Origin of the sequence: Klebsiella sp., from assembly GCF_027492335.1 — a bacterium.
Lineage (GTDB): Bacteria > Pseudomonadota > Gammaproteobacteria > Enterobacterales > Enterobacteriaceae > Klebsiella > Klebsiella huaxiensis.
In genome coordinates this window covers 18,444-30,873 of sequence record NZ_JAPUEW010000016.1, presented here as the reverse complement: position 1 = coordinate 30,873, position 12,430 = coordinate 18,444, and the positions used below count along the sequence as shown (strand labels likewise).

Annotated in this window: 9 protein-coding genes; 5 read left to right on the top strand and 4 right to left on the bottom strand. The window is 57.3% G+C overall.

Annotated elements, in window-relative coordinates; translation table 11 throughout:
- Positions 1-103: 103 nt before the first annotated feature.
- The 4 genes from QVF11_RS06365 to moeA all read right to left on the bottom strand — a co-directional run bounded on the left by QVF11_RS06365 (position 104) and on the right by moeA (position 5,585).
- Positions 104-2,536 carry a formate C-acetyltransferase/glycerol dehydratase family glycyl radical enzyme gene (locus QVF11_RS06365; protein WP_112214704.1) on the bottom strand — a complete coding sequence of 811 codons (2,433 nt, stop codon included), beginning with the start codon at positions 2,534-2,536 and terminating at the stop codon, positions 104-106.
- Between the two features lie 4 nt (positions 2,537-2,540).
- Entirely contained in the window at positions 2,541-3,440 is a 900-nt protein-coding gene (locus QVF11_RS06360; RefSeq protein WP_287855751.1) for a glycyl-radical enzyme activating protein, read from the bottom strand.
- Between the two features lie 154 nt (positions 3,441-3,594).
- The gene (gene moeB / locus QVF11_RS06355) at positions 3,595-4,350 is read right to left on the bottom strand and encodes a molybdopterin-synthase adenylyltransferase MoeB (protein ID WP_142513197.1); all 756 of its coding nucleotides are present in this window, start codon (positions 4,348-4,350) and stop codon (positions 3,595-3,597) included.
- On the bottom strand, positions 4,350-5,585 hold the full coding sequence (moeA, locus tag QVF11_RS06350; RefSeq protein WP_287855748.1) for a molybdopterin molybdotransferase MoeA: 1,236 nt from the start codon (positions 5,583-5,585) through the stop codon (positions 4,350-4,352). Before moeA ends, moeB begins: the two co-directional genes overlap by 1 nt.
- Before the next feature lie 426 nt (positions 5,586-6,011).
- Here moeA and iaaA point away from each other — a divergent pair, with 426 nt between their 5' ends.
- The 5 genes from iaaA (at position 6,012) to gsiD (ending at position 12,406) form a co-directional block, all read left to right on the top strand.
- Positions 6,012-6,953, top strand: a complete 942-nt coding sequence (gene iaaA, locus QVF11_RS06345; protein WP_287855746.1) for a beta-aspartyl-peptidase — start codon at positions 6,012-6,014, stop codon at positions 6,951-6,953.
- A gap of 12 nt (positions 6,954-6,965) precedes the next feature.
- Positions 6,966-8,819 (top strand): glutathione ABC transporter ATP-binding protein GsiA, encoded by a 1,854-nt coding sequence (gene gsiA / locus QVF11_RS06340; protein WP_112214699.1) that lies wholly within the window; start codon positions 6,966-6,968, stop codon positions 8,817-8,819.
- A gap of 37 nt (positions 8,820-8,856) precedes the next feature.
- Positions 8,857-10,395 carry a glutathione ABC transporter substrate-binding protein GsiB gene (gene gsiB / locus QVF11_RS06335; RefSeq protein WP_112214698.1) on the top strand — a complete coding sequence of 513 codons (1,539 nt, stop codon included), beginning with the start codon at positions 8,857-8,859 and terminating at the stop codon, positions 10,393-10,395.
- 177 nt (positions 10,396-10,572) lie between these two features.
- Positions 10,573-11,493 carry a glutathione ABC transporter permease GsiC gene (gene gsiC / locus QVF11_RS06330; protein ID WP_112214697.1) on the top strand — a complete coding sequence of 307 codons (921 nt, stop codon included), beginning with the start codon at positions 10,573-10,575 and terminating at the stop codon, positions 11,491-11,493.
- A 1-nt stretch (position 11,494) separates the two neighbouring features.
- Positions 11,495-12,406 carry a glutathione ABC transporter permease GsiD gene (gsiD, locus tag QVF11_RS06325; RefSeq protein WP_112214696.1) on the top strand — a complete coding sequence of 304 codons (912 nt, stop codon included), beginning with the start codon at positions 11,495-11,497 and terminating at the stop codon, positions 12,404-12,406.
- The last annotated feature ends 24 nt before the right edge of the window (positions 12,407-12,430 follow it).

The window sequence follows — 12,430 nt, the reverse complement described above, 5'->3', positions numbered from 1 at the left end:
GCGGCGTAAACGCCTTACCCGGGCTACCGGCTGTCCGGGCTACGGGGCTTGTGCCGTCGGGTAGCCCGGACAGGCGCAACGCGCCGCCTCCGGGGGATTTAACTTACAGTGTATGCTCGGTACGGGCGATAATATCGTCCTGCGCATCCGGCGACAGGGCGGTAAAGAATGCCGAGTACCCGGCGACGCGGACCACTAAATCGCGATACTGGTCAGGGTGTTTCTTCGCTTCCAGCAGCGTCTCGCGTGACACGATGTTGTACTGAATATGCCAGCCTTTATGCACCTCGAAGAACGTGCGCAGCAGCACCATCAGTTTCTGCTTATCGGACTCGTTATCCAGCGTTGCCGGGTTCAGCTTCTGGTTCAGCAGCACGCCGCCAAGAATTGAACCGGTTGGCAGCTTACCCACCGAACTGATAACCGCGGTCGGCCCCAGATGGTCGGTACCGGATGCCGGGCTTGCTCCTTCCGCCAGCGGTGAATGCGCTTTGCGGCCATCCGGCGTCGCCATGGTCTGCGCGCCGAACGGGACGTTAGCGGAAATAGACGATGTCCCGGCGTAGTAATTACCGCCAATCGGGCCGCGACCGTAGCGCGGGTTATGATACTGCTTCAGCTCATCGATATAGGTCTGGTAAGCGCGGGCCAGCAGGATATCAACGCTATCTTCGTCGTTGCCGTATTTCGGCGCGCCGTTGATTAAGCGCTGGCGTAGCTGCTCGTGGGTCAGGCCTTCAAAGTCTTCAGCCAGCGCTTTTGCCAGCTCTTGCTGTCCAATGACGCCCTGATCGAACACCAGTTTCTTCACCGCCACCAGGCTGTTGCCGAGGTTAGCGATACCGACCTGCAGACCGGAAACCCAGTCATATTTAGCGCCGCCCTGTTTGATACTTTTCGCGCGCTCGATACAGTCATCAACCAGCGCCGAGCAGAGAATATCGTGCACGTTCTCTTCCAGCATGGTGTCGACCACATACTCAATCTCGATAGATTTGCGCGTGTAGTAACGGATCTGCGTATCCCAGTCGGCCAGCACCTGGTCGAAGTTATCAAAGTTACCTTTCGACAGCGCGTGCGTTTGCGGCAGGAAAACTTCACCGCTGGTGGCATCACGGCCGCCTTCCAGCGTCGCCAGCATCACGCGGGCAAAGTTGATAAAGCTCATCCCGGTGCAGCGATAGCCCCACTTGCCGCCGACCGCGGTTTCGATGCAGCCGATAGCGGCATAATCGTAGGCGTCCTGCGGCTCAATGCCGAGCTTGATAAATTCCGGAATAACGATTTCGTCGTTGTTGAACGCCGGCATCCCGAAGCCGCAGCGAATCACCTGCACGCAGGCGTCGAGGAAGTCGTTGCTCATGCCCGCGTGGTAACGCACGCTGAGGTTTGGCTGCGTAGAACGCAGGCGACCGCAGGATTCTAGAATCGCGTAGGAGAGCGGATTCACTGCATCTTGCGCGACGCCGTCTACCAGATTTTGACCGCCGATGGTGACGTTCTGATACAGCGGGCTACCGGCGGAGGCTTTAGAGTGCGAGCCGGAGCGAATTTTGTTCACTTCCAGCAGCTTCAGCCAGCAGCAGTGCAGCAACTCAATGGCGTGCTCACGGTCCAGAGACTGCTCAAGTTCGACGTCGCGGCGGTAGTACGGGTAGAGATACTGGTCCATGCGGCCAAAAGAGACCGAGTGACCGTTGGATTCGACCTGCAGAATCAGCTGAATGAAATAGCACAGCTGCAGCGCCTGCCAGAAGGTCTTCGGCGGTTCATGGGCGATAATGTCGCAGTTCTCGGCAATGGCCAGCAGCTCGTCGCGACGGGATTCACGGGTCTCTGTCGCCGCCATGCTGCGCGCCAGCTCAGCGAAGCGCTTGCTGTGCTCGCTCACTGCTTCCAGCACGATATCAATGGCTTTCAGGAACTGCTCGCCGTGCAGGTCTTCCAGTACCGTCAGATTAATGCGCGAACGGCGCTCTGCGACTTTAGCACGCATTCCGTCAAGGCCTTTTTCCAGCAGCAGCGGGTAGTTGACCGCCAGGTGCGCATCACCGGAGGTCATATTGCCTTCTGCTTTGATGATCCCGGTGGCGAGCAGCGCTTTTTGCTCATCGGTAAACATGCCGTAGCAGCGATCCTGTACGGTTTGGCCACGCCACCACGGACACACTTCGTGCAGTACGCGTTTGTTCTCTTCGCTGACCGCAAAGCCCGCGCCGGGGCGATCGGCCAGGTCGTCGATCTCTTTTTCGATCCAGCTAACCGTATACTCCGGGAAGATTGGCGCGGCGCGGACTTCGCTTGCCTGGTTACCGACAACCAGTTCGTCATGTTTGATCCAGATAGTGCGTTCTGCCAGGTGATGGGCCAGCGCCAGCGCGCGGCGTACCGGGATCGGCTTATCCAGATGTTGCTGGTAGGCTTCAGTGTAGTGCTGGGCGCGCTCGGTACAGACAGGCGGCTTGACGATATGCACCAGCGCCATTTTATGTGCCTGAATGCGCGGGCTTAGGGTATCCAGTTTCAACGTTGTCATAAGGTTATCCTCGTAGAGTCGCCGTTAAACCTTTGCTCTGAGCGTAGTGCTGCGCGAAGGCGAGCAGCTCGGGGGCAGCAAGTGGTTTGTCCGGAGCGGTATAGGGCTGACTGAGTAATTGGTATTTATTCATTCCTAACGTGTGATACGGCAGGAAGTGGATCTCGCCGACCTTTAAGCGGTCAGCGGCAAAATCGGTTATGGCGGTAATATCGCTTTCATTGGCGTTAAAGCCCTGAATCAGCGGCACGCGAATAATGATTTTTTTCCCGGCCTGCGCCACGCGTTGCAGATTATCCAGCACCCGCCGAGCGCTGCCGTCGGTCCACTGCTGGAAAATAGCTTCATTGACATGCTTAAGGTCGGCGAGGAACAGGTCGATAAAGGGTAAAGAAGGCTCGACGTATTTCCATGGTACGTGCAGACAGGTTTCGACGGCGGTATGAATCCCTGCGTTGTGGCTGGCTTCAAACAGCTGGCGGGCCAGCTCCGGGTTCATAAACGGCTCGCCGCCGGAGAGAGTGACGCCGCCGCCGCTGCGATCGTAGAACGGTTTATCGCGCAATACCTTCGTCATAATCTCTTCGACGTTTTTCTCTTCGCCGCAGACCGTTAATGCCGTAGTGGGGCAGCAGTTACGCAGCTTGCCAATATGCGTATCGGTGAGTTTTTCACGGTGGATAATCAGGCCATCCAGTTTGCGGGTAATAACGTCCGGCGCTGCCTGCTGGCAGAGGTCACAGCCGTCAAGGCACAGGCGTGCGTCATACAGCAAATCCGCCGTGCGGGCGCGGCTTTCCGGGTTCTGACACCAGCGACAGCCCAGCGAACACCCTTTGAGGAATACGACAGTGCGGATCCCCGGGCCGTCATGGGTGGAGTAACGCTGAATGTTGAAGATCATGATTCACCCTCTTGTTTGCATATGAAGATTAAAGTACTTTCGAATGAAAGTTGTATTGATATAAATCAACAAGCAGAGAGGGGGAATAAAAGCAGGCGCTAAAAAGTCGTGGATGGTCACAAATAATCCGGCGGCAAGGCCCGCCGGAGAAGGGTTAAGATGTACCACACACCTCACACTGTGGGTTACGCATCAGTTTCATTTCGCGAAACTGGCAGCGCATGGCGTCGTACATGACGATTTTACCCGTCGCAGGGCTGCCGTAGCGGGTCAGAACCTTGATGGCTTCCATTGCCTGAAGCGAACCGATGGTACCGACCAGCGGCGCCATCACCCCGGCTTCGACGCAGGTAAGGGCGTTTTCGCCAAACAGACGGCTCAGGCAGCGGTAGCAGGGTTCATCTTCCTGATACGTAAAGACGCTGATTTGCCCTTCCATACGAATCGCCGCGCCGGAGACCAGCGGGGTTTTATGCCGGAAACACCCGGCATTGAGCTGGTTGCGGATGGCGACGTTGTCGGTACAGTCAAGCACCAGATCGTGGGCGGCGATTTGCGCCCACAGCGCTTCTTCATCCAGCAGCGCGTTTAGCGGCGTGAGCTGAACGTTGGGGTTAATGCGCGCAAGCGTAGCGCGGGCGGAGTCAACCTTCGGCTGGCCGATGGTGGCATCGCTGTGCAGGGTCTGGCGCTGAAGATTGGAGAGCGACACGGTGTCGAAATCAAGCAGGGTAAGCTGACCAACGCCAGCTGCCGCCAGATACTGCGCGGCGGCGCAGCCCAACCCTCCGAGGCCAACCACCAGCACACTGGAGGCTTTTAGCTGCTCCTGGCCGTCAAAATCGAAATCGCGCAGGATGATTTGCCGGTTGTAGCGCAGCATCTCTGCATCGCTCAGCTCCACGCCCATTACAGCCCCCCGAAAAGATGGTTAAAGGGCTCAACTTCTACCCATTCTCCCGCTTCAACGTTGCCGCGCTCGCGTTCCAGCACGATAAAACAGTTGCCGAGGCTGAATGAACTGAAGATGTGCGAACCCTGATGACCGGTGCTGCTAACGACCAGTTCACCGTCCGGGTTACGTTGCAGCACGCCGCGCTGAAAATCGAGGCGGCCCGGCGATTTTTTCAGCCGTGAAGCGGCGCGTACGCGCAGACGCATCGGCTGGGTTTGTCCTATGTTGCCGGAGAGTTTCGCCAGCAGCGGCTGCACCAACTGATAAAAAGTTAGCGCAGCGGAAACCGGGTTGCCCGGCAGACCGCAGAACCAGCTGTGGTTAAGCTTGCCGAAAGCAAAGGGTTTACCCGGTTTGATAGCCAGCTTCCAGAAGCCGATTTCGCCCAGCTCTTCAAGGATCTCTTTGGTGTAATCCGCCTCGCCAACGGAAACGCCGCCGGAGCTAATCACCACATCGGCCTGCTGGTCAGCCTGAATAAAGACTTCGCGAAGTTTGGCCGGGTCGTCGGGAATAATGCCGAGGTTAACGACCTCACAGCCCAGCTCTTGCAGCATCAGGTGCACCGCCAGGCGGTTGGTGTCGTAAATCTGCCCGTCGGCAAGCGGTTGTCCCGGAAGCTGAAGCTCATCGCCGGTGGAGAACACTGCAACGCGCACTTTACGCACCACGTCGACTTCCGCAATCCCCAGAGAAGCCAGCACCGGCAGCTCGGCGACGGTCAGACGGGTTCCCGCAGGGAAAACGACCGCCCCGTGGGCGATATCTTCACCTCGACGACGAATGTTCTGCCCTTTTTTCACCGGAGCGATAACGCGCACTCCGCCGTCGGTTTGTTCGGTTTGCTCCTGCATCACTACCGCATCGCAGCCTTCCGGTACCGGCGCGCCGGTCATAATGCGGATACAGGTGCCGACGGGCCAGACGTCGCTAAAAGGCTGACCGGCAAAAGCCTTGCCTGCCACCGGCAGTACCGCGCCATCGGTGAGTTCAGCCAGGCGAACGGCGTAACCGTCCATCGCCGAGTTATCAAAGCCAGGAACGTCGAGAGGCGAAACGAGATCATGGGCGGTCACGCGCGAAAAGGCCTGCAACAGCGGTACGGTTTCCGTCGCATTCAGCGGCGTAATACGATTGAGCATCTGGGTCAGGGCTGTGTCGAGCGGCATCAGTCCGGCGGTAAAATCCATGGGTTTCTCCTGCGGGCAAACATCGAAAACGCCTATTATACCCTAAATAATTCGAGTTGCAGGCAGGCGGCGACGTAGGGAATCCCCGGGAGCTTACTTCAGTAAGTGACTGGGGTGAGCGAGGAAGCCAACGCACATGCAACTTGAAGTATGACGGGTATATGGCAGAAAAGAGAAGCAGGCTATATCCCACCTGGGTACAAGCTTTACATCACTGCTTGCTCTTTCTATATTCAAAAATGGTATAGGACAGTCAGCAAGATAATGATATTTATACACGTTATCCTTCAAGCTGCCTCTTTGTTGGCTGTGATCAGAAACCCCAGTCACATAGTTATCTATGCTCCCGGGGATTTCTTCTCTTGCCGCCTTGATGCATCTCGAATGATGGTGTGTATATACACTTTATCGTTAAGGAATGGCGTAATGGGCAAGGCGGTTATAGCAATTCACGGCGGCGCCGGGGCGATTACCCGCGCCCAGTTGACGCCAGAGCGCGAGCGGGAGTACGTGGCGGCGCTGTCGGCGATTGTCGATAGCGGGCAAAAAATGCTAGCGGAAGGAGCCAGCGCGCTGGATGCGGTAACCGAAGCGGTGCGACTGCTGGAAGAGTGTCCGTTATTTAACGCCGGTATAGGCTCCGTGTTTACCCGCGATACCACTCATGAACTCGATGCCTGCGTCATGGATGGTTACAGTTTACAGGCGGGAGCGGTGGCCGGAGTTAAGCATTTACGTAATCCGGTACTGGCAGCGCGTCTGGTGCTGGAGCAAAGCCCACATGTGCTGATGATGGGTGGGGGCGCAGAAGATTTTGCCGCTTCCCACGGTATGGAGCGGGTGGATAACGCCCTGTTTTCGACTCCTGAGCGCCTGTTGCAGCTACGTCAGGCGCAGGAAGGTGACGATATCGTGCTCGATCACCATGCAGCCCCGTTGGATGAGCGGCATAAAATGGGCACCGTCGGCGCGGTGGCGCTGGATCTGGCGGGCAATCTCGCGGCGGCAACCTCCACTGGCGGAATGACCAATAAGCTGCCGGGACGCGTCGGCGATAGCCCGCTGCCGGGAGCTGGCTGCTATGCCAATAACGCCAGCGTTGCCGTCTCCTGTACCGGTACCGGCGAGGTGTTTATGCGCACGCTGGCGGCTTACGATATTTCGGCGCTGATGGAGTACAGCCAGCTCAGTCTGCAGGAAGCCTGCGAGCGGGTGGTGATGGAGAAACTCCCGGCGCTGGGCGGCTGCGGCGGTCTGATTGCGGTCGACAGAGAAGGCAACGTAGTATTGCCATTTAATAGCGAAGGTATGTACCGTGCCTGGTGCTACGCGGGCGATACGCCCACGATTGGAATTTATCGCGAATAAGAGGAAAGGGCGTTGCCGCATAGTCTGGAAATCGATGCTAATGATGTTCTGCTGGTACGCGATCTGAACGTTTCGTTTACTCAGCAGCAGCAGGCTTTTTCTGCCGTTCGTCACCTCTCGTTCACCCTACGGCGCGGCGAGACGCTGGCGATTGTTGGTGAGTCTGGATCGGGTAAATCGGTAACGTCGCTGGCGCTGATGCGTCTGCTTGATTCGGCGACCAGCGAAGTGTGCAGCGATCAGCTGCTGCTACGTCGCCGCAACCGGCAGGTTATTGAACTTAGCGAACAGTCTGATGCCGATATGCGCAGCGTGCGCGGTGCGGATATGGCGATGATCTTTCAGGAGCCAATGACCTCGCTGAACCCGGTGTTCACCATTGGTGAGCAGATCGCTGAATCAATACGATTGCATCAGGGGTTAAAGCATGATGAGGCGCTGCGTGAGGCCAAAAAGATGCTCGATCAGGTGCGGATCCCGGAAGCTGAAGCGATGCTGTCGCGTTATCCGCATCAGCTTTCCGGTGGGATGCGCCAGCGCGTGATGATTGCGATGGCGCTCTCGTGCCGCCCGGCTGTGCTGATTGCCGATGAACCCACTACCGCGCTTGATGTGACTATCCAGGCGCAGATTTTACAGCTGATTGCCGTCCTGCAAAAGGAAATGGCGATGGGCGTTATCTTTATTACCCACGATATGGGCGTGGTCGCCGATATTGCCGACCGAGTGCTGGTGATGTATCGCGGTGAAGCGGTGGAAACAGGCAGCGTCGAAGAGATTTTCCGTGCGCCAAAACACCCCTATACCCAGGCGCTGCTGGCGGCGGTACCGCGATTGGGTGCGATGCGCGGTAGCGATTTGCCGCGCCGCTTCCCACTCTTCAACCAAAGCGCGCCGCAAGAGGGTCTGAATACCGTTGTTGCTGGAGAACCCATTCTTAAAGTCCGCGATCTGGTGGCGCGTTTCCCGCTGCGCAGCGGCATTCTCAACCGCGTTACCCGCGAGGTACATGCGGTGGAAAAAGTCAGCTTTGATTTATGGCCTGGCGAAACCTTAAGCCTGGTGGGCGAGTCCGGTTGTGGTAAATCAACTACCGGCCGGGCGCTGCTGCGGCTAGTGGAAACCCAGGGTGGGAGTATTACGTTTAACGGTCAGCGTATTGATACTCTGGCAGGCAGTAAGCTTCAGGCCCTGCGCCGTGATATTCAGTTTATCTTCCAGGATCCTTACGCTTCTCTCGACCCACGGCAAACGGTGGGGTATTCGATTATGGAGCCGCTGCGCGTGCATCGGCTGCTGGAAGGTGATGCCGCGAGAGAGCGAGTGGCCTGGCTGCTGGAGCGCGTCGGGCTGGAGCCGGAGCACGCATGGCGCTATCCACACGAGTTTTCCGGCGGCCAGCGACAGCGCATCTGTATTGCCCGCGCGCTGGCGCTCAATCCGAAGGTAGTGATTGCGGACGAATCGGTATCGGCGCTGGACGTGTCGATTCGCGCGCAAATTATCAACCTGATGCTCGATTTACAGCGCGAAATGGGCATCGCGTTTCTGTTTATTTCCCATGACATGGCGGTGGTTGAACGCATCAGCCACCGCGTGGCGGTGATGTACCGCGGGCGGATTGTCGAGATTGGCCCGCGTCGCGCCGTGTTCGAAAACCCGCAGCACCCCTATACCCGTAAATTGATGGCTGCTGTACCGGTTGCCGACCCGGCGCATCGTCACCCGCAGCGCGTACTGCTGTCTGACGAGCTGCCGGGCAATATCTACAAGCGGGGAGAAGAGGGGATCAGTACGCCGCTACAACAGGTGGGCCCGGGACATTTTGTCGCCAGAGAACCCGCCGCAGACGTACTGGCACGATAACAACGACACTAATAACGCAGCATTTCAGGAGAACAACATGACTCAACGCGTTTCAGGCAAATGGCTGTTGGCGCTGGGCGTCGCTTCGGCGCTGGCGACAACTCCGGCCTTTGCCGCAAAAGATATAGTGGTGGCGGTCGGTTCTAACTTCACGACCCTTGACCCATACGATGCTAACGACACGTTGTCGCAGGCAGTGGCAAAGTCTTTCTATCAAGGGCTATTTGGCCTTGATAAAGAGATGAAATTGCAGAGTGTGCTGGCGGAGAGCTATACCGTTTCCCCGGACGGGCTGGTGTATACCGTTAAGCTGCATCCGGGCGTGAAGTTCCAGGACGGTACTGAGTTTAACGCTGAAGCGGTGAAGGCTAACCTCGATCGCGCCAGCAATCCGGAAAATCATCTCAAGCGCTATAACCTGTATAAAAATATCGCCAGCACCGAAGCGGTAGATCCGACAACGGTGAAAATCACGCTTAAACAGCCTTTCTCGGCGTTTATCAATATCCTGGCCCACCCGGCGACGGCAATGATTTCCCCGGCGGCGCTGAAGAAATACGGTAAAGAAATTGGCTTCCATCCGGTAGGTACCGGTCCGTACCAGCTCGACACCTGGAATCAGACCGATTTTGTTAAAGTGACGAAGTTCGCCGGTTACTGGCAGCAGGGGCTGCCGAAGCTGGATTCCATTACCTGGCGTCCGGTGGTGGATAACAACACTCGTGCGGCGATGTTGCAGACCGGCGAAGCGCAATTTGCTTTCCCGATCCCTTACGAGCAGGCGCCGCTGCTGGAGAAAAACAGCAAGCTGGAGCTGGTGGCCAGCCCGTCAATTATGCAGCGTTATATCAGCATGAACGTGACGCAAAAACCGTTTGATAATCCGAAAGTGCGCGAGGCGATTAACTATGCCATCAACCGTCAGGCGCTGGTGAAAGTGGCCTTTGCGGGCTATGCCACCCCGGCGACCGGCGTGGTGCCGCCGTCGATTGCCTATGCTGAAAGCTACACCGCCTGGCCGTACGATCCGGCTAAAGCGCGTGAGCTGCTGAAAGAGGCGGGTTATCCGAATGGATTCAACACCACGCTGTGGTCGTCGCACAACCACAGTACCGCGCAGAAAGTGCTGCAGTTTACCCAACAGCAGTTGGCGCAGGTGGGCATTAAGGCGCAGCTGACGGCGATGGATGCGGGCCAGCGTGCGGCGGAAGTGGAAGGCAAAGGGCAGAAAGAGAGCGGTGTACGCATGTTCTATACCGGCTGGACGGCCTCAACCGGTGAAGCCGACTGGGCGCTATCGCCGCTGTTTGCTTCACAGAACTGGCCGCCGACCCTGTTCAACACGGCTTTCTACAGCAATCCTCAGGTCGATAAAGACCTCAACGAGGCATTGAAAACCACCGACGTGAAGGAAAAAACGCGGTTGTATAAAGACGCGCAGGATACTATCTGGAAAGAGTCGCCGTGGGTGCCGTTGGTGGTGGAAAAACTGGTCTCGGCGCACAGTAAAAATCTGACCGGGTTCTACATCCAGCCGGATACCGGATTTAGCTTTGAACAGGCGGATCTTAAGTAGAGAACTGTATACCCTAAATAATTCGAGTTACAGGAAGGCGGCAAGCTCGTGAGTCCCCAGGAGCATAGATAACTATGTGACTGGGGTGAACGAGTGCAGCCAACGCACCTGAAACTTGAAGTATGACGGGTATATCTCCCCGGGCGCAGGCTGCGGGGACTTCACGCAAGGAGAAGCATGCTCAATTATGTGATTAAACGCCTGCTGGGGCTGATCCCTACGCTGCTGATTGTGGCGGTGTTGGTGTTTCTGTTCGTGCATATGCTGCCCGGCGATCCGGCGCGGCTAATTGCCGGGCCGGAAGCCGATGCGCAGGTGGTTGGAATGGTCCGCCAGCAACTGGGGCTCGATCAGCCGCTATACGTGCAGTTCTGGCACTATATCAGCAATATTTTGCAGGGGGATTTCGGCACCTCGATGGCTTCGCGCCGTCCGGTAAGCAGCGAAATCGCCAGCCGGTTTATGCCGACGTTCTGGCTAACGCTCGCCAGCATGAGCTGGGCGGTGGTGTTTGGTATGGCGGCGGGGATCGTGGCGGCAGTTTGGCGTAACCGCTGGCCGGATCGTTTAGGTATGGCGCTGGCAGTGACCGGGATCTCATTCCCGGCGTTTGCGCTCGGCATGCTGCTGATGCAAGTCTTTTCCGTTGAGCTGGGCTGGCTGCCGACGGTGGGCGCTGACAGCTGGCGGCACTATATTCTGCCTTCGTTGACGCTAGGAGCGGCGGTAGCGGCGGTGATGGCACGCTTTACCCGCGCCTCGTTCGTCGATGTTCTGCATGAAGACTACATGCGTACTGCCCGGGCGAAAGGGGTTAGCGAGACGCTGGTGGTGCTTAAGCACGGCCTGCGCAATGCGATGATCCCGGTGGTCACCATGATGGGGTTACAGTTTGGCTTTCTGCTCGGTGGGTCTATCGTGGTGGAGAAGGTCTTTAACTGGCCTGGGCTTGGGCGTCTGCTGGTGGACTCCGTCGAGATGCGCGACTATCCGGTGATTCAGGCGGAAGTGCTGCTGTTTTCGCTGGAGTTTATTCTTATCAATTTAGTGGTGGACGTACTCTATGCCGCCATTAACCCGGCTATCAGGTACAAGTAAGGTGCGATTGCTCAACTGGAGAAGACAAGCGGTTATCAACGCGATGCCGGGGATTAAACCCGGGCAGATACGCACGCCGTGGCATGAGTTCTGGCGACGTTTTCGTCGCCAGCCGGTGGCGATGGGAGCGGGGATATTTGTTCTGCTGCTGATTGCGGTTGCGGTCGTTGCACCGTGGATTGCGCCGTTCGACGCGGAAAACTACTTTGACTACGATCGGCTTAACGACGGCCCGTCAATGATGCATTGGTTCGGTGTCGATTCATTAGGGCGGGATATTTTTAGCCGGGTGCTGGTGGGGGCGCAGATCTCGCTGGCTGCCGGGGTATTCGCGGTATTAATTGGCGCGGTCATTGGTACCGTTCTCGGGCTATTGGCAGGGTATTACGAAGGCTGGTGGGATCGCATTATTATGCGCATCTGCGACGTGCTGTTTGCGTTCCCCGGTATTCTGCTGGCGATTGCCGTGGTAGCGGTCATGGGCAGCGGGATGTCGAATGTGATCATCGCGGTGGCGATCTTTTCGATCCCGGCGTTTGCGCGTCTGGTACGCGGCAATACGCTGGTACTTAAGCAGCAGACCTTTATCGAGTCGGCGCGCAGTATTGGCGCCAGCGATGCCAACATCCTGTTTAACCACATTTTGCCCGGAACGGTATCGTCGATTGTGGTCTATTTTACGATGCGTATCGGGGTGTCGATTATCTCCGCCGCCAGCCTTTCGTTTCTAGGGCTTGGCGCGCAGCCGCCGACCCCTGAGTGGGGTGCGATGCTAAACGAGGCGCGGGCGGATATGGTGATGGCCCCTCACGTTGCGCTGTTCCCGGCGATCGCCATTTTCCTGACGGTACTGGCGTTTAATCTGCTAGGGGACGGCTTGCGCGATGCGCTGGATCCGAAGATAAAGGGGTAGGCGTTCGAGGGTTTTGTAGCCCGG

Coding starts and splice junctions, on each gene's coding strand:
- QVF11_RS06365 (WP_112214704.1), bottom strand. CDS start 2,536: ATGACAACGTTGAAACTGGATACCCTAAGCCCGCGCATTCAGGCACAT.
- QVF11_RS06360 (WP_287855751.1), bottom strand. CDS start 3,440: ATGATCTTCAACATTCAGCGTTACTCCACCCATGACGGCCCGGGGATC.
- moeB (WP_142513197.1), bottom strand. CDS start 4,350: ATGGGCGTGGAGCTGAGCGATGCAGAGATGCTGCGCTACAACCGGCAA.
- moeA (WP_287855748.1), bottom strand. CDS start 5,585: ATGGATTTTACCGCCGGACTGATGCCGCTCGACACAGCCCTGACCCAG.
- iaaA (WP_287855746.1), top strand. CDS start 6,012: ATGGGCAAGGCGGTTATAGCAATTCACGGCGGCGCCGGGGCGATTACC.
- gsiB (WP_112214698.1), top strand. CDS start 8,857: ATGACTCAACGCGTTTCAGGCAAATGGCTGTTGGCGCTGGGCGTCGCT.
- gsiC (WP_112214697.1), top strand. CDS start 10,573: ATGCTCAATTATGTGATTAAACGCCTGCTGGGGCTGATCCCTACGCTG.